Here is an 18,345-nt window from a genome sequence, read left to right as displayed (position 1 = left end):
AAAATTGGAGAAACGTTTGGTTGCCAACCAAGATCCTAAGAACCCAATCGTTATGATGATGGACTCTGGAGCCCGTGGTAACATCTCAAACTTCTCACAGCTTGCCGGTATGCGTGGTCTGATGGCCGCTCCGAATGGACGTATCATGGAATTGCCAATCCTTTCAAACTTCCGCGAAGGTTTGTCAGTACTCGAAATGTTCTTCTCAACTCATGGTGCCCGTAAAGGTATGACCGATACGGCCCTTAAGACAGCCGACTCAGGTTACTTGACTCGTCGTTTGGTTGACGTTGCCCAAGACGTTATCATCCGTGAGGACGACTGTGGAACAGACCGTGGTCTCTTGATCCGTTCTATCGCAGAAGGAAAAGAGATGATCGAGTCTCTCGAAGAACGTCTCAATGGTCGTTATACTAAGAAAACTGTTAAACATCCAGAAACTGGTGCAGTGATCATCGGTCCAAATGAGTTGATTACAGAAGACAAGGCGCGTGAAATTGTCAAAGCTGGTGTGGAAGAAGTTACTATCCGCTCTGTATTTACATGTAACACTCGTCATGGTGTCTGCCGTCACTGTTACGGTATCAACTTGGCGACTGGTGATGCGGTTGAAGTTGGTGAAGCAGTTGGTACAATTGCTGCCCAATCTATCGGGGAACCTGGTACACAGCTTACAATGCGTACCTTCCACACGGGTGGGGTTGCCTCAAATACCGATATCACTCAGGGTCTTCCTCGTGTCCAAGAAATCTTTGAAGCCCGCAATCCTAAAGGGGAAGCGGTCATCACAGAGGTCAAAGGACAAGTTACAGCTATCGAAGAAGATGCGTCAACTCGTACCAAGAAAGTCTTCGTTAAGGGTGAAACTGGCGAAGGTGAGTACGTGGTACCATTTACAGCACGTATGCGTGTCGAAGTTGGAGACCAAGTCTCTCGCGGTGCGGCATTGACAGAAGGTTCTATCCAACCAAAACGTCTCCTTGCTGTTCGTGATGTCTTGTCAGTTGAAACTTACCTTCTCGGTGAAGTACAAAAAGTTTACCGTAGCCAAGGGGTAGAAATCGGTGACAAACACATCGAGGTAATGGTTCGTCAAATGATCCGTAAAGTTCGTGTCATGGATCCAGGTGACACAGACCTTCTTATGGGTACTCTCATGGACATCAACGACTTTACAGATGCTAACAAGGATGTTCTTATCGCAGGTGGAGTTCCAGCGACTGGTCGCCCAGTTCTTATGGGAATCACCAAAGCCTCACTTGAAACCAATAGTTTCTTGTCAGCGGCTTCCTTCCAGGAAACAACTCGTGTCCTTACAGATGCAGCCATCCGTGGTAAGAAAGATCATCTCCTTGGACTCAAGGAAAATGTTATCATCGGTAAGATCATCCCAGCTGGTACTGGTATGGCTCGCTACCGTAACCTTGAACCACAAGCTATCAATGAAGCAGAATATCTGGCTCCAGAACAAGAAGAGGCAGAACTTGCTCCTGTAGAGGAAGTTGTGGAAATCCAAGTTGAAGAAACAGTAGAATAAAAGCAAACAAGAGAACCTTTGGGTTCTCTTGTTTTATTTCAGAAAATTTTCCCACTTTTTCATAAAGTATGGTAGAATAGAAGAACTAAAATGCCAAGGAGGTGTCCATATGGAACAAACATTCTTTATCATTAAGCCAGATGGTGTGAAAAGAGGGTTGGTTGGCGAAATTCTGCAAAGAATGGAACAACGAGGTTTCAAACTCGAAAAATTAGAGTTACGTTCAACCGTTTCAGAAGATTTGATTGACCAGCACTATCAAGACTTGGTTGAAAAAAGTTTTTATCCTCCTATCCGTCAGTTTATGACCTCAGGACCAGTAGTGGTGGGCATTCTATCAGGTCCGAAAGTGATTGAAACTTGGCGGACCATGATGGGTGCTACTCGTCCAGAAGAAGCTCTGCCAGGAACTATCCGAGGAGATTTTGCTAAAGCAGCAGGAGACAATCAAGCTATTCAAAATGTAGTTCATGGCTCCGATTCGGAAGCTTCTGCAAAACGTGAAATTGCTCTCTGGTTTAAGGATTAGACTGGTAAAAGAACAGTTCTGTTCACAACAGAGCTGTTTTTTGGTCAGTTGAGCACAAAAAAAGGACATTTGAGGCGGAAACTATCATTTCAAACTCCTCACAAGGTATAATCCCATATAGGGAGGGAAAAGAAATGGTAAAATCAATTCGCCTATTGTTGTTGATTGCAGTCATCCAGATTAGTTTTAGTAGTTGTCTATTATGGAAAGAATCCTTTTTATCTTTAAAACAGACCAATGCTTATTTTTTGATTTTGATAGTAGGAATTTCTGTTCTTTGTGCTGGGATAAATTATTTCCATACAGCAGACCAGTCTAGACATAGTATTTTACATGTTCAAAAGAAAGTGAGCCTTGTTTATTGCCTCCTTTTAGTAGTCAATCTTCTGGCAACCTGTCTGGTTCTCTCAGAAAGCATCCAAACCACTAGCAAATTGCAGCAGGAATTGGTTGACCTCTTTTTACCCTCCTTCTTTTTCTTGCTAGGAGTAGATCTATTGATTTTCTTACCTTTTGATAAAATTTTTCGCGATATAGAAAATCACCTAAATAAAAAGAAAACAGTCGTCATTTCCGTTCTAGCTACGATGGTTTTCTTGAGGAACCCCATAGTGATTTCCTCGATTCTCCTTTATATCAGTGTTGGTTTTCTATGCGCACGTTTCCTTTTTCCAAAATGTATTCAAAGGGAAATCTCCTTTTATGGACACCTGATTCGGGATATCTTGTTTGTTTTTTCAATAGTTGTATTCTTTTAAGTGGAGGAGAATTTTTCAAAATTGTTATAGTAAGTCCATAAAGAAAATTCACACAAAAGAAAACTTTTTGGTATAATAGTAGCATGCACACAAAAAATGAAGAAGAGCTTCTAGCTCTCGGAGAAAGATTAGGTCATTTGCTTCAAAAAGACGATGTTCTGATCTTGACTGGAGAGTTGGGTGCGGGTAAAACAACCTTTACAAAGGGCCTTGCTAAGGGCTTGGATATCCGTCAAATGATTAAAAGTCCAACCTATACCATTGTCAGAGAGTACGAAGGGCGTTTGCCACTTTACCACTTGGATGTCTACCGTATCGAAGGTGATGCTGATTCTATTGACTTGGATGAGTTTCTCTTCGGTGGTGGTGTGACTGTTATTGAGTGGGGGCATCTTTTGGGTGAAGATTTACCAGATTCTTACTTGGAGTTGGAAATTTTGAAAGAAGCTGAGGGTCGTTGTCTTCATTTTACAGCTCATGGCTCTCGGGCTGAACAACTCATCAAGGAGCTTCAAGATGGAGTATGAGTTGTGTATTCGTGAGGCAGAGATTTCAGATGCTACAGCCTTAATTGCATTTTTAGATTGTGTCGGTCAAGAGACAGATTTTACTAGCTTGGATGAAAATGGTATCATGATGACAGATTCTGAAATGGCTCTTTTTATCGAAAAACAAGCTGCATCAGAGAATCAAATTACTCTCCTCGCCTTACTGAATGATGAGATTGCAGGAGTCTTAAATATCACAGCAGACCAACATTTAAGAGTTCGACATATCGGTGATGTTTTTCTAGCAGTTCGAAAGAAATTCTGGAACCAAGGCTTGGCGACTATACTTCTAGAAGAAGGCATCGAGTGGGCTAAATCCAGTGGTGTCTTGTGCCGTTTGCAACTCAGTGTACAAAAACGAAACGAGGCTGCGATCCACCTCTATTCAAAAATGGGATTCATCACAGAAGGCTTACAAGAAAGAGGAGCCTATTTAGCAGAAGGGATATTTTTAGATGTTTGTCTTATGGGCAAGCTGATAAATGAATAACGAGATGATTAAAAAATTAATTGGAATGGTGCTAGGCTTCCTAGCAGTAACAGTTTTAGGTGTAGCGGTTTATGGCTATACCATCTACCAACAGGGAACAGAAACCCTAAGTAAAAAGACTTACAAAAAAATCGGGGAAGAAACCAATGTTATCGAAGCGACGGAGCCTCTGACTATCCTCTTGATGGGGGTAGATACGGGAAATGTGGAACGTACAGACCCGTGGGCGGGAAATAGTGATTCCATGATTCTCCTGACGGTTAATCCCAAAACAAAGAAAACCACAATGATGAGTTTGGAACGGGATATTTTGACCAAGATTGAGACTGGAAACGGTCAAGTTCAGGAAGCCAAACTCAATGCGGCCTATGCTAATGGTGGTGCAGAACTTGCAATTTCTACTATTCAAAAGATGATGAATATCCACATTGACCGCTATGTGATGGTTAACATGCAGGGGCTTCAACAATTGGTGGATGCAGTTGGTGGGATCACCGTCAACAATACACTTGGTTTCCCAATTTCGATTGCTGACCAAGAGGAGTTTAATAAGATTTCCATCGGTGTTGGAGAACAAACCTTGAATGGTGAGGAAGCTCTGGTGTATTCACGGATGCGTTACCAAGACCCAGAAGGAGACTATGGTCGTCAAAAACGTCAACGTGAAGTCATTCAAAAAATCGTTGAGAAGGTTTTGAGCCTAAACAGTGTGAGCCATTATCAAGGGATCCTCAAAGCTTTGAGTGATAACATGCAGACCAATGTGGACTTGTCAGCTAAGAGCATTCCACAATTGCTCGGCTATCAAGATTCCTTCAAGAATATCGAAACGCATCAATTGCGTGGGGAAGATGCTGAGCTACAGGGAATTTCTTATCAGATTGTCACTTCAGAACATATGCTCGAAATGCAAAATCTCTTGCGTAGTTCACTAGGTAAAGAGCCAGTGACAGAATTGGAAACCAATGCGGTACTGTACGAAACAGCCTTTGGTCGGACAGCGCCTTCAACCAGTACGAACGCTTCAAACGAAGAAGCAGAATAAGAAAAGAATCAAATCGTGGGAAATTTCCTGCGATTTTTTCAAAAAAATTCGAATAGATAAGTAGGAGGAAACATGAAAGCAGAAATTATTGCTGTTGGAACAGAAATTTTAACAGGGCAGATTGTCAATACCAATGCTCAGTTTTTATCAGAGAAACTAGCCGAAATCGGGGTAGATGTCTACTTCCAAACAGCTGTTGGAGATAATGAAGCTCGTCTTTTGTCCTTGCTGGAGATTGCGAGTCAACGTAGCAATCTTGTGATTTTGACAGGGGGCTTGGGACCAACTGAGGATGATTTGACCAAACAAACTCTGGCAAAATTTTTAGGAAAAAATCTAGTGTTTGACCCTCAAGCGCAAGAGAAACTGGATATCTTCTTTGCTCATAGACCTGACTATGCTCGGACACCGAATAATGAGCGCCAAGCCCAAATTGTAGAAGGGGCAACTCCACTGCCAAATGAAACAGGTTTAGCAGTCGGAGGGGTGTCGGAAGTGGATGGCGTGACCTACGTGGTCCTTCCAGGACCACCAAGTGAGTTGAAACCCATGGTCTTAAATCAACTCTTACCCAAGTTAATGACTGGTACCAAGTTATTCTCACGAGTGCTCCGTTTCTTTGGAATTGGGGAGAGTCAGTTGGTGACCATTTTGGCGGATTTGATTGACTATCAAACCGATCCGACTTTGGCGCCGTATGCCAAGACGGGAGAAGTGACCTTGCGTTTGTCTACAAAAGCAGTCAGTCAAGAAAAGGCTGATCAAGCACTGGACATCCTAGAAAATCAAATCTTGAGTCGCCAAACTTTTGAGGGAATTTTTTTACGAGACATCTGTTATGGATATGGGGAAGAAACCAGTCTCGCAAGTGTCGTTGTAGAAGAGCTAAAGAAGAGACAGAAAAGCATTACTGCGGCAGAAAGCTTGACGGCAGGTCTCTTTCAAGCGACATTAGCAGACTTTTCGGGCGTTTCAGCCATCTTTAATGGCGGTTTTGTCACTTACAGCCTAGAAGAAAAGTCTAAGATGTTGGATATTTACGAGCAAGAGCTAAAAGAACACGGGGTCGTTTCTGAGTTTACGGCTCGAAAAATGGCAGAGCAGGCACGGATCAAGACTCAGTCTGATTATGGTGTCAGTCTGACAGGTGTAGCTGGGCCAGATAGCCTAGAGGGTCATCCAGCTGGTACAGTTTTTATTGGACTGGCACATGCCAAAGGGACAGAGGTGATCAAGGCCAATATAGCAGGACGGAGTCGAGCAGATGTTCGACATATTGCGGTCATGCATGCCTTTAACCTAGTTCGCAAGGCTTTATTAAGTGACTAAATTTTGGTATAATGAAAGATAGGTCTAAGGACCAGTAGAATATAGGAGAACAAAATGGCGAAAAAACCAACAAAAAAATTAGATGAAATTGGGAAAAAATTTGGAGCAGACCGCGAAAAAGCATTGAACGATGCTCTTAAATTGATTGAGAAAGATTTCGGTAAAGGCTCGATCATGCGTTTGGGCGAGCGTGCCGAGCAAAAGGTGCAAGTGATGAGCTCAGGCTCCTTGGCTCTGGACATTGCTCTTGGTTCAGGTGGTTATCCTAAAGGACGTATCATCGAAATCTATGGACCAGAATCATCTGGTAAGACAACAGTTGCCCTTCACGCTGTTGCGCAAGCACAGAAAGAAGGTGGTATTGCAGCCTTTATCGATGCAGAACATGCTCTTGATCCAGCCTATGCAGCAGCCCTTGGTGTGAACATTGACGAATTGCTCTTATCACAACCAGACTCAGGTGAGCAAGGTCTTGAAATTGCAGGGAAATTGATTGACTCAGGTGCAGTTGACCTTGTCGTTATTGACTCAGTTGCGGCCCTTGTGCCTCGTGCAGAAATCGATGGGGATATTGGAGACAGCCACGTTGGTTTGCAAGCTCGTATGATGAGCCAGGCCATGCGTAAACTTGGTGCTTCGATCAATAAGACCAAAACAATTGCTATCTTTATCAACCAATTGCGTGAAAAAGTTGGAGTCATGTTTGGAAACCCAGAAACAACTCCAGGTGGACGTGCTCTGAAATTTTATGCTTCAGTCCGTTTGGATGTTCGTGGAAGCACACAAATCAAAGGAACTGGTGACCAAAAAGATACCAATGTCGGTAAGGAAACCAAGATCAAGGTCGTGAAAAACAAGGTGGCTCCACCATTTAAGGAAGCCTTTGTTGAAATCATGTACGGAGAAGGGATTTCTAAGACTGGTGAGCTCTTGAAGATTGCAAGTGATCTCGATATCATCCAAAAAGCGGGAGCATGGTACTCTTACAAGGGTGAAAAAATCGGACAAGGATCTGAAAATGCTAAGAAATACTTGGCGGATCACCCAGAAATCTTTGATGCCATTGACCATCAAGTCCGTGTTCAATATGGCTTGATTGAAGATGAAGAAGGGACAACTCCTACCACTGTTGCGGAAGATTTAGCACCTAACCAAGAAGTAACGCTTGACCTAGGCGACGGACTTGAAATCGAAATTGAAGATTAAAAATAAAAGCGGAGAAGTCCTTCTCTGCTTTTTATGTTTAATTATTAATTCTCCATAAGCTTCAAAAGCGTAATAAAAGAGTATTTAATCAAAAAAATTAAAAAAACTGTTGCAATTTTTTTAATTTGATGATAAAATTAAATCATTCTATAAAAAGGAGACTACTATAATGGAAAAACGCCTTGTTCGTAACGTACAAGACAAAAAGATTGCTGGTGTTTGTGCAGGTATCGGTGACTACTTTAACATGGACCACACACTTGTTCGTGCACTTTGGATCATCTTCACCCTACTTGGTGGTTCTGGAATCTTAGCTTATGCTGTTCTCTACTTCCTTCTTCCAGAAGGCAATGCAGAAGCTTAAACCATAGAGAATAAAAGTTTATTCTGATCAGTTGAAAATAAAAAATGCATGTAATCGTAGATTGCATGCATTTTTATATGTAGCTTCTATCGAAAAAGAGAGGTTCTTCACTAGATGGATAAGTCCTGTTTAATGGTCACTAAAACGACGATACTCTATATGAAAGTCAAAATAATGTTCATTTTGTAACTTTTGGAAGATGTCGCGATAGGCCTCTTCGTCAAAATAGTCGCCTCGGTAGAGAATTTCAAAACTCAAACCATCGTACTCTAGAAAAGCGTTGGCTGATTTAAAGCCATTTTGGCGATAGAAGTCCATTCTAGCCTTCCTCTGCTCCAAGTTATCGCATTCTTCATCCAATCGCTCGACTTCCAATAACATGGTTCGCTGGTAAAAATCAGTCAGCTTTTCGATGATTTCCTTTCCATACCCGTGGCTTCTCAAGTGGGGCATAATGGCAAAAAAACTGATATAGAAGGCCTTTGGATTGGAGATGGCAAAAGCAAAGCCGACAAACTCTTCTTGGTTATAAAAAGCAAAAAAGTGGGCGTCTTCTCGGTCCTGATAGCGTAAAAACTCTGACAGAGGAACTCGTTCTTCCTCGGGGAATGCTTCCTTGTTTAGCTTCTCAACCTTATCAAGATCAGGAAATACATCGGTAATTAATTGACTGGTCAAACTCATAAATGACCTCCTTTTCTTGATTATAGCAAATTGTTTCTCTGTAAGCAATTGATTGCAAACTTAGTGACAGAGTCTTGTCGCTCCATTAGAAAGCTGATATAATAGCTTTATGAATAAGAAACGATCCGTGGACTTGATACATGGTCCTATTCTTCCTGCGCTGTTAAGCTTTGCCTTTCCAATCTTGCTGTCAAATATTTTCCAACAACTCTATAATACAGCTGACGTCTTGATTGTTGGGCGTTTTCTTGGTCAAGATTCTTTGGCTGCAGTAGGGGCGACAACTGCCATTTTTGATTTGATTATAGGTTTTACGCTTGGTGTTGGCAATGGGATGGGGATCGTCATTGCCCGCTATTATGGGGCTCGTAATTTCACTAAAATCAAGGAAGCAGTAGCAGCAACTTGGATTTTAGGTGTTCTTTTGAGCATTGTGATCATGCTGATGGGATTTGTCGGTCTGTATCCACTCTTGCAATATTTAGATACCCCTGCAGAAATCCTTCCTCAATCCTATCAATATATTTCTATGATTGTGACCTGTGTAGGTGTCAGCTTTGCCTATAATCTTTTTGCAGGCTTGTTGCGATCCATTGGAGACAGTCTAGCAGCTCTTGGATTTCTGATTTTTTCTGCTTTGGTTAATGTGGTTCTAGATTTGTATTTTATTACGCAACTGCATCTGGGAGTTCAATCTGCGGGCCTTGCTACCATTATCTCTCAAGGCTTATCAGCGGTTCTCTGCTTTTATTATATCCGCAAGAGTGTTCCAGAACTGCTCCCTCAACTCAAGCATTTTAAATGGAACAAGGCCTTGTACGCGGATCTTTTAGAACAAGGTTTGGCCATGGGTCTGATGAGTTCGATTGTGTCCATTGGTAGCGTGATTTTACAGTCTTCTGTCAATACTTTTGGAGCTGTGATTATTAGTGCACAAACAGCAGCTCGACGGATTATGGCCTTTGCTCTCCTTCCGATGACTGCTATTTCTTCTGCTATGACGACCTTTGCCTCTCAAAATCTCGGGGCCAAGCGACCAGACCGCATTGTTCAAGGACTTGGTATTGGGAGTCGCCTGAGCATGTCCTGGGCAGGTTTTGTTTGTATCTTCCTCTTTTTTGCCAGTCCTAGTTTGGTTTCTTTCTTGGCCAGTTCGACAGATACTTACTTGGTAGAAAATGGTAGCCTCTACCTGCAAATCAGTTCAGTCTTTTATCCGATTTTGAGCCTCTTGCTGATTTATCGTAATTGCTTGCAGGGCTTGGGGCAGAAAGTCCTTCCTCTAGTTTCCAGCTTTATAGAACTCATCGGGAAAATCGTTTTTGTGGTTTTGATTATCCCTTGGGCAGGCTATAGGGGGGTTATCCTTTGTGAACCCCTTATCTGGGTTGCCATGACTACACAACTGTACTTTTCACTTTTCCGCCATCCCCTGATAAAAGAAGGCAAGGCAATCTTGGCAGCCAAAGGACAATACTAGCTGGGTTTGCTGAACAAAATCCATTTCCTCTAGTGAAAATCGAAAAAACTTGTGTTATAATAAGAAAGATTAAAATGTGAAAAAAGGAGATTCCTAATGGGACGTAAATGGGCCAATATCGTAGCCAAGAAAACGGCTAAAGATGGAGCTAACTCTAAAGTATATGCAAAATTTGGTGTAGAAATCTATGTAGCAGCTAAAAAAGGTGATCCGGATCCAGAATCAAACACTGCTTTGAAATTCGTTATCGACCGTGCTAAACAAGCCCAAGTGCCAAAACACGTTATCGATAAAGCGATTGATAAAGCAAAAGGAAACACAGACGAAACCTTTACAGAAGGACGTTACGAAGGATTTGGACCAAATGGTTCTATGCTGATCGTTGATACCTTGACGTCAAACGTCAACCGTACCGCGGCCAATGTCCGTGCAGCCTTTGGTAAGAATGGTGGAAACATGGGTGCTTCTGGTTCAGTTTCTTACCTCTTTGACAACAAGGGTGTGATCGTATTTGCTGGTGAAGATGCGGATGCTATCTTTGAACTCTTGCTTGAAGCTGATGTGGATGTGGATGATGTCGAAGCTGAAGAAGGAACAATCACTGTTTACACAGCTCCAACTGACCTTCACAAGGCTATCGTTGCCCTTCGTGAGTCAGGCATTGAAGAATTCCAAGTGACAGAACTTGAGATGATTCCTCAGTCAGAAGTGGAATTGTCAGGCGATGACCTTGAAACTTTTGAAAAACTTTACAGCGTCCTTGAAGACGACGAAGATGTACAAAAGATCTATACCAATGTGGATGGATTCTAATATAAAAAGCGAACAGACCTACTAGCTGTTCGCTTTTTATATTGGAGCTCAGACTCTGCTTTCAGAATCGTTTTGTTGCTTGCTTTTTCCTAGACCTAGACCGACTGCATGTTTTTGGACGAGCAGGAGTCGCCCATTGTCATCTTTTGCAAAAGTTAAGGTAACGGTCTTGATCTTGTCTCCAATGGAGATATAGGTGATTTTTCTCGTATTATAACCTCCGATAGTGGAGTCAAATTCGGAGTCTGGTAGTCCGTGTTTTTTGATAATATCCTTGTAGTTGGTACCACCTTTTCCTTTGTTGTCAAGGTCACCTTCGATTAAGGCGTCGAACTGTTCTTGGGTCCAAGTGAAGTTATCGTCTTCTTCCTCCTCTGGGATGGGATAGGCGCTATCATCTGTCAAGTCGCTTTCTTCTTCGCGTTCCATTGAGGAACTTGCCTCTCTATAGGAACGGTTAAACTCCCTGACAAACTCTTTGTAGACATTAGCGTACAGTACCTGGGTCGTAAAGAAAAGTACAACTGAAGCAACTGCAAGGGATGTTCCGATAATGGCCATTGTTTTCCGTTTTTTGAGGTTGACGATAAGACCGATAATCCCCAAGATAAATGCAACAATGGCGATGAAAAACGATAGATAGTTAATAAATGGGATCCAAGATCCTAAAAGTGCGATGGCTCCAAAAATGGTTGCTAAGATTCCTAAAACTCTTTGTTCTTCTGGTTTCATTTGAAAGTTTTCTCCCTTCATCGAGTGAATGGATTTCTATCCACAGTAGTTAGTGCTTATTATAGAAAAAATAGTGCCTAATGTCAATTTAAACTAAAATAGTTCTCTTGGAAACTTTTTCTTGACATCTTTTCTGAAAATGATAAAATAGTTCTCATGGAAACTTATATAGTTCTTGTGAGAACTATATTTATCGTAAGAAAGGAGCAATCATGGACAAGCCGATGTTAATGTTCAAACGTTTTGGACACCAGGTTCATCTGATGGTACAGAAAGAAGCTAAGCGATGTGGCATTGAATTTATGGGTGGACCGCAAGGGCAGGTTCTGCGTTTTTTAGATCATTGTGAACAAGAAGAGGAACTGATCTTGATTAAGGATATCGAGCAGGAACTCAATATTACCAAATCTGTGGCGAGTAATCTAGTCAAGCGTATGGTGCAAAATGGTTTGGTTGAGTTAGAAGCGAGTCCGAGCGATAAGCGGGCAAAATTTGTTCGCCTGACGGAGAAATCGCGTTCGCAGATGCAAGAAGTTAAGGCTTTTTTTGATCGGATTGATCAGAGCCTACTAGAGGGGGTTTCAAAGTCAGACTTGGCAATCTTTGAAAAGGTACTCGGGCAATTGCAAGAAAATGTTGAGAAGATAGGAGGAGAGAATGAAGAAACTCGCTAAACGTATTACAGGAAAAGAGTGGGGAATGATCGTCCTTACGATTCTGTTCACTTGTTTCTCGGTCTATCTCGAGTTAGAGGTGCCGACTTATATTTCGCAAATTACAGAATTACTGGGAACGTCTGGAACGCAGTTGGGTGAACTCTGGTCACCAGCTGCGAAGATGATTGGTTTGTCTTTATTGGCTTTCTTTTCATCTGTTATGGTTGGTTTCTTTGCTGCTCGTGTTGCAGCATCCTATACAACCCATCTACGTAGAGACGTATTTCATCGTGTTTTAGATTTTTCGCAGACAGAAATCAAACGCTTTTCAATCCCAAGTCTCTTGACTCGGACGACCAATGATATTACCCAGGTACAGATGCTCTTTACCATGGGATTACAGGTAGTGACTCGTGGGCCAATTATGGCTATCTGGGCCATTGGAAAAATCCTTGGAAAATCGGAATACTGGCTCTGGGCGGTCGTTGTGGCTGTTATTGTCAATGTCTTGATGACTACCGTTCTCATGACTCTGGCCTTTCCAAAACAATCGGTCATCCAAAAATTGACAGATAAACTCAATAGCATCACTCGTGAAAGTTTGACTGGGATTCGAGTTGTTCGTGCATACAATGCGGAAGATTACCAAGATAAGAAATTTGAAGCAGCCAACGATGAGGTAACACGTCTCAATCTCTTTGTCAATCGATTGATGGCGATTATGAACCCCATTATGATGGCAATTTCCAGTGGACTAAGTTTAGCCATTTACTGGATTGGTGCCTATATCATCAACGACGCAAGTTTGGCAGAACGTCTGCCCCTCTTTAGTGATATGGTGGTCTTCATGTCCTATGCTATGCAGGTCGTGATGGGCTTCCTTCTCATGGGAGCACTCTTTATCGTTCTTCCTCGTACCTTGGTTTCGGCAGGGCGTATCAATCAAGTATTGGATCTGCATTCTTCTATTGAAAATCCTAGTCATGCACAGACAGCGGATCCTTCAGTTCAAGGACAAGTGGAATTCCGTGATGTGACTTTCCGCTACTCTAAAAACTCTGAAGCAGTCGTGGAACATGTCACTTTCAAAGTAGAAGCGGGTCAAACCGTAGCCTTTATCGGATCGACTGGATCAGGTAAGTCCACCCTAGTCAACCTCTTGCCACGTTTTTACGATGTTTCAGATGGACAAATCCTAGTTGATGGTGTCAATGTACAAGATTACAATTTGGAAGATTTGCGCAATAAGGTCGGCTATATTCCACAAAAAGCTGTACTCTTTTCTGGAGATGTCAAGGAGAACTTAGACTTTGGTAAGAGCAAAGAAACTCCTCTAAGCGAGGCTGCTATGTGGCAAGCTCTTGAATTGGCCCAGTCTAAAGCATTTATTGAGGACAAGGAAGCAGGTCTTGCATCAGAAGTAGCCCAAGGGGGAACCAACTTCTCAGGAGGTCAAAGACAGCGTTTGGCCATTGCGCGTGCCTTGGCTCGTAAACCAGAGATTCTCATCTTTGATGACTCTTTCTCAGCCTTGGACTACAAGACAGATCGTGTCCTTCGCCAAGAGCTAGCTGAGAAAACAAAATCCATGACCAAGCTCATCGTAGCGCAACGGATTTCTACCATTATGGACGCCGACCTGATCTTAGTTTTGGATCAAGGTAAAGTCGTGGGACAAGGCACCCACAAGGAACTTCTTGCAACCAACGAAGTCTACCAAGAAATTGCCTACTCACAACTATCGAAGGAGGAATTGGAACATGGAAAATAAAAAAGTGTCGGTCTGGAAACAGTGCAAACCTTATATGGCAGGCCTCCAACTTCCTCTCCTAATAGCAGTTGTGGCTGCAGTCATTTCAAGTATCATTACCGTTTATGGTCCAACTAAGATTAAAGAAATTACTAACTTGATTTCAGATGGTTTGGCTACAGAAATCGACTTGGTAGCTGTGTCAAACATTGCTAGCTTTTTAGTGATTCTCTATGTATTTGGCGCCATCCTTAACTATACACAGGCCTATATCTTTTCAACGAGCATTCAGCATTTTTCAAAACGCTTGCGGACAGCAATCGCTGAAAAAATCAATCGTTTGCCACTTGGCTATTTTGACCGTCATTCACAAGGAGATACCCTTTCGCGCGTGACCAATGATGTGGATACAGCAGCGCAATCTCTCAACCAAAGTTTAGGGACAGTTCTTTCAGCTAGTTTCTTGTTGATTGCTGTCTTGGTGACCATGTTTGGGATGAACTGGATTTTGGCATTGGTAACCGTTGTATCAACCCTTGTTGGTTTTGCAGCGGTTTCCGTAATCATGGCCAAGTCACAGGGTTATTTTAAAGCCCAACAAAATAATCTAGCAGCCGTCAATGGTTATGTAGAAGAAATGTACTCTGGCCATAATGTAGTGACCAGCTATAACGCAGTGGATACCTCCAAAGCGAGATTTGCTGATTTAAACCAAGACTTGCATGATAGTATCTGGAAATCTCAGTTTATCTCTGGTATCATGATGCCAGCCATGTTCTTTGTTGGGAACTTTAGTTATGTCTTAGTCATCATCGTTGGGGCCGCGCTGGCGTTAGAAGGGCATATCACGATAGGGATTATTGTAGCCTTTATGGTTTACGTACGGACCTTCTCTCAACCCCTGTCACAGATTGCCCAAGGGATTACGAGCCTGCAACAAGCGAGTGCAGCCATGACTCGTGTATTAGAATTTTTGGCTGAAGCAGAGATGCAAGATGAATCTCATAAGGACAGACAATTGAACAACATGAAAGGGGAAGTGGTTTTTGATCACGTGTCCTTTGGCTATACACCAGAGCGCACCATCATCCATGACTTTTCTGCGACAGCTCATGCAGGTCAGAAGGTCGCGATTGTTGGACCGACTGGGGCTGGTAAGACAACCATTGTCAATCTTTTGATGAAGTTCTATGAGATAGATAAGGGAAGTATCCGCATCGATGGTGTGGATACCAAGGATATGAAGCGTTCGGAAGTACACGATGCCTTTTCAATGGTCTTGCAGGATACCTGGCTCTTTGAAGGAACGATTCGAGAGAATTTGATCTATAATCAGACAGGTATCAGCGATGAGCGAATGATGGAAGCTAGTAAGGCTGTGGGAATCCATCACTTTATCATGACCTTACCAGACGGCTACGATACCGTCTTGGACGATACAGTTACCCTGTCTGTCGGACAAAAACAACTCTTAACCATTGCTCGTGCTCTGCTGAAGGATGCACCGCTCTTGATTTTGGATGAAGCGACATCCTCAGTTGACACACGTACAGAGGAGTTGATTCAAAAAGCCATGGACCGTTTGATGGAGGGTAGAACCTCCTTTGTCATCGCCCACCGCTTGTCAACTATTCGTAATGCCGACTTGATTCTTGTCATGAAAGATGGCAATATCATCGAACAAGGAAACCATGAGGAGCTGATGGCGCAAGGTGGCTTCTACGCTGACTTGTACAATAGTCAATTTACAGAAGACCAAGCAGAAGAATAAATCAAAAGAAGGCTTGACGGCCTTCTTTTTCTGCACTATACTAGAAGACAAACGTCTCACCTGTAGACGAAAACAAGGTAATGAATGAGAAATTTAATGAAAAATTATCAAGAATGGTATCGAAATATCAGTTCCAGGCTCACCAGCTATCCCACCCTTCTATTTCTGTTACGCAGTTTTAATCGCTTGATGACAGTCGCCATGCCCTTGGTCTATCTGATCTTGCTAGTCACCACTTACCTGCAACTAGGATTGGGTCAGCAGGTTGGGGTTTATGTGCTTATTCCTGCATCAGGTTTTGTGATTTTGTCCCTGTTTCGTAAGAAAATCAACCACCCGCGGCCTTATGAAACTTGGGATATCTGTCCCCTGCTTGAAAAGGATAGTTCGGGACAGTCGATGCCCAGTCGCCATGTTTTTTCGGCAACTATGATCTCCATGGCCTGTCTGCATGCTAGTCTACCTGTTGGCTTAGTATGTTTGCTCTTCTCAGCTTTGCTGGGCTTGGTGAGGGTTTTAGGGGGTGTACATTATCCCAAGGATGTCATCGCTGGCTATGCTTGTGGTCTGGTGTGGGGATTCCTTTTCTTCCTATTCTGATATGTAAGTTAAGCTAGTCCTACAACCACTTACTGCTTCATATTGACCACTTGCTTTTTTGCCCTTGTATTCCTAACTTAGCTTTGATATAGTAGAGTCAGAAAGGAGATGTGATGAAGTTACGAATTGAGATTGACGGCAATTTAGAGGAAACTGAAATTGTCATCAAGACCCCCACTTTGACAGATGAAATTGCAGATTTGCAACGACTCTTGCAAGAGTCAAAGGCTCCGAGGTTGACTTTTTACAAGGGGACAGGTGAATATTATCTAGACCTATCGGAAATCCTCTTCTTTGAGACAGAAGGGAGCAAGATTTACGCTCATACCCAGAAGGAAGCCTATGAAGTTCGCCTCAAGCTCTATGAGTTGGAGTCCATCTTACCCCGCTATTTTAGTCGAGTTTCCAAGTCAACAATCGCAAACATCCGTCAGATTTACTCAGTGGACAAGTCCTTTTCAGGAACGGGCACCATTTCCTTCTATCAGACGCACAAGGAGGTTCATGTCTCACGGCATTACCAATCCCTCCTAAAAGAAAATCTAAGAAACATGAGGTAAAAAACATGAAAAAGAAAGCATTTGGTATTGTTTTATTGGTTTTAGCAACCTGGATCTTGCTGCAAGGGAATTTTGGAATTCCTTCTTTGGATGGCAAGATATGGCCTTTACTAGGTATCGCCTTTTTTGCTTATAAGTCCATTGAGTCTATCCTTAGACGTCATCTCACTTCGGCAGTTTTTACAGGGTTATTAGCGCTCATCATTGCAAATTACGCTTATGACTTGTTACCAGTTACCAATCATTCTCTCATCTGGGCTAGCATCTTGGTGGTGCTCGGTGTTGGTTATCTGACGCATTCAAGTAAGTTCTGGAATGAGAAAAAATGGTGGTATGATGGGAAAAAAACAGTCGTCACGGATAAGGAAGTCGCTTTTGGCAGTGGAACCTTCTATAAGCAAGATCAAGATCTTGTAGATGACCAAGTAGAAGTCGCTTTTGGGGACGCAAAAATCTATTATGACAATGCAGAGATGTTAGGTGATTTTGCCACTCTGAATATCGAAGTTGCTTTTGGTAATGCAACCGTCTATGTTCCACAACACTGGCGTGTCGATTTGAAAGTAGAAACCTCCTTTGGTGCAGCTAAGGCAGATGTTCCTGTAGCGCCAACAAACAAAACCTTGATTATCCGTGGGGAAGTCGCTTTTGGTAAACTTGGAGTTGTTTACGTTAAATAAAAAAATAGTTTAGGCTCTTGATAAATTCAAGAAAGTGTGATAACATAGTACGGTATGTGGTGCTAGCACATCCGCTATATTAGATCTAATAGGAGGAAAACACAATGGCTAAAGTATGTTACTTTACAGGTCGTAAGACTGTATCAGGAAACAACCGTTCACACGCGATGAACCAAACAAAACGTGCCGTAAAACCAAACCTTCAAAAAGTTACTGTTCTTATCGATGGTAAACCTAAAAAAGTTTGGGCTTCAGCTCGTGCTTTAAAATCAGGTAAAGTTGAACGCGTTTAATAAAAATGAAAAGACCTAACTGGTCTTTTTCTTTTGCTCTAAGGATAAAACCATTTGAAAAATAGAGTAAATATCCGCCGATACAGCATTCTGCTTTTACACTTGGGCTGAAATATGATAAAATAGAGTATCAACTAGTTGAGGTAAAAAAAATGACTGTAAAAATTAATACAAAAGATGGTCAAATCGAACTGACAGATGAAGTGATTGCAACCGTAGTAGGTGGTGCCGCAACTGAGATTTTTGGTGTGGTCGGTATGGCTAGTAAAAATGCCCTCAAAGACAATTTCCAAGCCCTTCTTGGTAAGGAAAATTATTCTAAGGGTGTTGTTATAAAAGCAGCCGAAGATGGTAGCATTGCAGTTGATGTTTATACCGTATTGAGCTACGGAGTAAAGATAAGCGAAGTGTCAAAAAACATTCAAGAGCGTGTTCGTTTTAGTTTAGAAAATCAACTAGGAATTACTGCTCAGACTGTGAATGTCTACATTCAAAATATCAAAGTTGTAGGAGAATAATC

The 18,345-nt window shown here is 42.3% G+C and carries 20 protein-coding genes and 1 pseudogene; 19 read left to right on the top strand and 2 right to left on the bottom strand.

What is annotated here, in order from left to right; genetic code table 11:
- From HMPREF0849_RS03505 to HMPREF0849_RS03465, 9 genes and pseudogenes are all read left to right on the top strand, one after another.
- Nucleotides 1–1,537 (top strand): annotated as a pseudogene (locus tag HMPREF0849_RS03505) (DNA-directed RNA polymerase subunit beta'); the annotation flags it as partial.
- A gap of 109 nt (nt 1,538–1,646) precedes the next feature.
- Nucleotides 1,647–2,066 (top strand): nucleoside-diphosphate kinase, encoded by a 420-nt coding sequence (gene ndk, locus HMPREF0849_RS03500; protein ID WP_000438282.1) that lies wholly within the window; start codon nt 1,647–1,649, stop codon nt 2,064–2,066.
- 134 nt (nt 2,067–2,200) lie between these two features.
- A complete protein-coding gene (locus tag HMPREF0849_RS03495; RefSeq protein WP_000240906.1) occupies nt 2,201–2,824 on the top strand; it encodes a hypothetical protein in 624 nt (207 codons plus the stop codon).
- An 83-nt stretch (nt 2,825–2,907) separates the two neighbouring features.
- A complete protein-coding gene (gene tsaE / locus HMPREF0849_RS03490; RefSeq protein WP_000556959.1) occupies nt 2,908–3,351 on the top strand; it encodes a tRNA (adenosine(37)-N6)-threonylcarbamoyltransferase complex ATPase subunit type 1 TsaE in 444 nt (147 codons plus the stop codon).
- On the top strand, nt 3,341–3,862 hold the full coding sequence (locus HMPREF0849_RS03485; protein ID WP_000455515.1) for a GNAT family N-acetyltransferase: 522 nt from the start codon (nt 3,341–3,343) through the stop codon (nt 3,860–3,862). The genes tsaE and HMPREF0849_RS03485 overlap by 11 nt, the downstream gene beginning before the upstream one ends.
- Before the next feature lie 4 nt (nt 3,863–3,866).
- The gene (gene lytR / locus HMPREF0849_RS03480; RefSeq protein WP_000592175.1) at nt 3,867–4,907 is read left to right on the top strand and encodes a glycopolymer--peptidoglycan transferase LytR; all 1,041 of its coding nucleotides are present in this window, start codon (nt 3,867–3,869) and stop codon (nt 4,905–4,907) included.
- A 72-nt stretch (nt 4,908–4,979) separates the two neighbouring features.
- Nucleotides 4,980–6,236 carry a competence/damage-inducible protein A gene (locus HMPREF0849_RS03475; RefSeq protein ID WP_000642677.1) on the top strand — a complete coding sequence of 419 codons (1,257 nt, stop codon included), beginning with the start codon at nt 4,980–4,982 and terminating at the stop codon, nt 6,234–6,236.
- A 54-nt stretch (nt 6,237–6,290) separates the two neighbouring features.
- On the top strand, nt 6,291–7,442 hold the full coding sequence (gene recA / locus HMPREF0849_RS03470) for a recombinase RecA (protein ID WP_001085518.1): 1,152 nt from the start codon (nt 6,291–6,293) through the stop codon (nt 7,440–7,442).
- 169 nt (nt 7,443–7,611) lie between these two features.
- Nucleotides 7,612–7,806 (top strand): PspC domain-containing protein, encoded by a 195-nt coding sequence (locus tag HMPREF0849_RS03465; RefSeq protein ID WP_000415528.1) that lies wholly within the window; start codon nt 7,612–7,614, stop codon nt 7,804–7,806.
- A gap of 129 nt (nt 7,807–7,935) precedes the next feature.
- On the opposite strand, the gene HMPREF0849_RS03460 is transcribed toward HMPREF0849_RS03465, so the two are convergent.
- Nucleotides 7,936–8,490 carry a GNAT family N-acetyltransferase gene (locus tag HMPREF0849_RS03460; RefSeq protein WP_000060283.1) on the bottom strand — a complete coding sequence of 185 codons (555 nt, stop codon included), beginning with the start codon at nt 8,488–8,490 and terminating at the stop codon, nt 7,936–7,938.
- Between the two features lie 109 nt (nt 8,491–8,599).
- Here HMPREF0849_RS03460 and HMPREF0849_RS03455 point away from each other — a divergent pair, with 109 nt between their 5' ends.
- Both HMPREF0849_RS03455 and HMPREF0849_RS03450 read left to right on the top strand, forming a co-directional pair.
- On the top strand, nt 8,600–9,970 hold the full coding sequence (locus HMPREF0849_RS03455) for an MATE family efflux transporter (protein WP_009013566.1): 1,371 nt from the start codon (nt 8,600–8,602) through the stop codon (nt 9,968–9,970).
- Nucleotides 9,971–10,066: 96 nt separating this feature from the next.
- Complete coding sequence (locus tag HMPREF0849_RS03450; RefSeq protein ID WP_000532890.1) at nt 10,067–10,783, top strand: YebC/PmpR family DNA-binding transcriptional regulator; 717 nt, start codon at nt 10,067–10,069, stop codon at nt 10,781–10,783.
- A 48-nt stretch (nt 10,784–10,831) separates the two neighbouring features.
- Here HMPREF0849_RS03450 and HMPREF0849_RS03445 read toward each other — a convergent pair whose 3' ends face one another.
- Nucleotides 10,832–11,536, bottom strand: a complete 705-nt coding sequence (locus HMPREF0849_RS03445; protein ID WP_000675583.1) for a CD20-like domain-containing protein — start codon at nt 11,534–11,536, stop codon at nt 10,832–10,834.
- A gap of 191 nt (nt 11,537–11,727) precedes the next feature.
- Here HMPREF0849_RS03445 and HMPREF0849_RS03440 point away from each other — a divergent pair, with 191 nt between their 5' ends.
- The 8 genes from HMPREF0849_RS03440 to HMPREF0849_RS03405 all read left to right on the top strand — a co-directional run bounded on the left by HMPREF0849_RS03440 (nt 11,728) and on the right by HMPREF0849_RS03405 (nt 18,343).
- Nucleotides 11,728–12,189, top strand: a complete 462-nt coding sequence (locus tag HMPREF0849_RS03440) for a MarR family winged helix-turn-helix transcriptional regulator (RefSeq protein ID WP_000360519.1) — start codon at nt 11,728–11,730, stop codon at nt 12,187–12,189.
- A complete protein-coding gene (locus HMPREF0849_RS03435; RefSeq protein WP_000731805.1) occupies nt 12,173–13,942 on the top strand; it encodes an ABC transporter ATP-binding protein in 1,770 nt (589 codons plus the stop codon). The genes HMPREF0849_RS03440 and HMPREF0849_RS03435 overlap by 17 nt, the downstream gene beginning before the upstream one ends.
- Nucleotides 13,932–15,692: an ABC transporter ATP-binding protein gene (locus HMPREF0849_RS03430; RefSeq protein WP_000428390.1), complete on the top strand. Its 1,761-nt coding sequence runs from the start codon at nt 13,932–13,934 to the stop codon at nt 15,690–15,692. Before HMPREF0849_RS03435 ends, HMPREF0849_RS03430 begins: the two co-directional genes overlap by 11 nt.
- 96 nt (nt 15,693–15,788) lie before the next feature.
- Nucleotides 15,789–16,292: a phosphatase PAP2 family protein gene (locus HMPREF0849_RS03425; RefSeq protein ID WP_000800952.1), complete on the top strand. Its 504-nt coding sequence runs from the start codon at nt 15,789–15,791 to the stop codon at nt 16,290–16,292.
- Nucleotides 16,293–16,405: 113 nt separating this feature from the next.
- The gene (locus HMPREF0849_RS03420) at nt 16,406–16,852 is read left to right on the top strand and encodes a LytTR family DNA-binding domain-containing protein (protein ID WP_000776592.1); all 447 of its coding nucleotides are present in this window, start codon (nt 16,406–16,408) and stop codon (nt 16,850–16,852) included.
- A 5-nt stretch (nt 16,853–16,857) separates the two neighbouring features.
- Complete coding sequence (locus tag HMPREF0849_RS03415; RefSeq protein ID WP_000725758.1) at nt 16,858–17,532, top strand: hypothetical protein; 675 nt, start codon at nt 16,858–16,860, stop codon at nt 17,530–17,532.
- 104 nt (nt 17,533–17,636) lie between these two features.
- A complete protein-coding gene (rpmB, locus tag HMPREF0849_RS03410; protein WP_001140948.1) occupies nt 17,637–17,825 on the top strand; it encodes a 50S ribosomal protein L28 in 189 nt (62 codons plus the stop codon).
- 152 nt (nt 17,826–17,977) lie between these two features.
- Entirely contained in the window at nt 17,978–18,343 is a 366-nt protein-coding gene (locus HMPREF0849_RS03405) for an Asp23/Gls24 family envelope stress response protein (protein ID WP_000216434.1), read from the top strand.
- The last annotated feature ends 2 nt before the right edge of the window (nt 18,344–18,345 follow it).

It is taken from the genome of Streptococcus sp. C300, assembly GCF_000187645.1.
Taxonomy (GTDB): domain Bacteria; phylum Bacillota; class Bacilli; order Lactobacillales; family Streptococcaceae; genus Streptococcus; species Streptococcus oralis_CQ.
The sequence above is the reverse complement of the archived record's forward strand: the minus strand, read 5'-3'. Positions and strand labels throughout refer to the sequence as shown.

Bases quoted from the DNA above. Each gene is read 5' to 3' on its own strand.
- ndk (WP_000438282.1), top strand. From the start codon at position 1,647: ATGGAACAAACATTCTTTATCATTAAGCCAGATGGTGTGAAAAGAGGG.
- HMPREF0849_RS03495 (WP_000240906.1), top strand. From the start codon at position 2,201: ATGGTAAAATCAATTCGCCTATTGTTGTTGATTGCAGTCATCCAGATT.
- tsaE (WP_000556959.1), top strand. From the start codon at position 2,908: ATGCACACAAAAAATGAAGAAGAGCTTCTAGCTCTCGGAGAAAGATTA.
- HMPREF0849_RS03485 (WP_000455515.1), top strand. From the start codon at position 3,341: ATGGAGTATGAGTTGTGTATTCGTGAGGCAGAGATTTCAGATGCTACA.
- lytR (WP_000592175.1), top strand. From the start codon at position 3,867: ATGATTAAAAAATTAATTGGAATGGTGCTAGGCTTCCTAGCAGTAACA.
- HMPREF0849_RS03475 (WP_000642677.1), top strand. From the start codon at position 4,980: ATGAAAGCAGAAATTATTGCTGTTGGAACAGAAATTTTAACAGGGCAG.
- recA (WP_001085518.1), top strand. From the start codon at position 6,291: ATGGCGAAAAAACCAACAAAAAAATTAGATGAAATTGGGAAAAAATTT.
- HMPREF0849_RS03465 (WP_000415528.1), top strand. From the start codon at position 7,612: ATGGAAAAACGCCTTGTTCGTAACGTACAAGACAAAAAGATTGCTGGT.
- HMPREF0849_RS03460 (WP_000060283.1), bottom strand. From the start codon at position 8,490: ATGAGTTTGACCAGTCAATTAATTACCGATGTATTTCCTGATCTTGAT.
- HMPREF0849_RS03455 (WP_009013566.1), top strand. From the start codon at position 8,600: ATGAATAAGAAACGATCCGTGGACTTGATACATGGTCCTATTCTTCCT.
- HMPREF0849_RS03450 (WP_000532890.1), top strand. From the start codon at position 10,067: ATGGGACGTAAATGGGCCAATATCGTAGCCAAGAAAACGGCTAAAGAT.
- HMPREF0849_RS03445 (WP_000675583.1), bottom strand. From the start codon at position 11,536: ATGAAGGGAGAAAACTTTCAAATGAAACCAGAAGAACAAAGAGTTTTA.
- HMPREF0849_RS03440 (WP_000360519.1), top strand. From the start codon at position 11,728: ATGGACAAGCCGATGTTAATGTTCAAACGTTTTGGACACCAGGTTCAT.
- HMPREF0849_RS03435 (WP_000731805.1), top strand. From the start codon at position 12,173: ATGAAGAAACTCGCTAAACGTATTACAGGAAAAGAGTGGGGAATGATC.
- HMPREF0849_RS03430 (WP_000428390.1), top strand. From the start codon at position 13,932: ATGGAAAATAAAAAAGTGTCGGTCTGGAAACAGTGCAAACCTTATATG.
- HMPREF0849_RS03425 (WP_000800952.1), top strand. From the start codon at position 15,789: ATGAAAAATTATCAAGAATGGTATCGAAATATCAGTTCCAGGCTCACC.
- HMPREF0849_RS03420 (WP_000776592.1), top strand. From the start codon at position 16,406: ATGAAGTTACGAATTGAGATTGACGGCAATTTAGAGGAAACTGAAATT.
- HMPREF0849_RS03415 (WP_000725758.1), top strand. From the start codon at position 16,858: ATGAAAAAGAAAGCATTTGGTATTGTTTTATTGGTTTTAGCAACCTGG.
- rpmB (WP_001140948.1), top strand. From the start codon at position 17,637: ATGGCTAAAGTATGTTACTTTACAGGTCGTAAGACTGTATCAGGAAAC.
- HMPREF0849_RS03405 (WP_000216434.1), top strand. From the start codon at position 17,978: ATGACTGTAAAAATTAATACAAAAGATGGTCAAATCGAACTGACAGAT.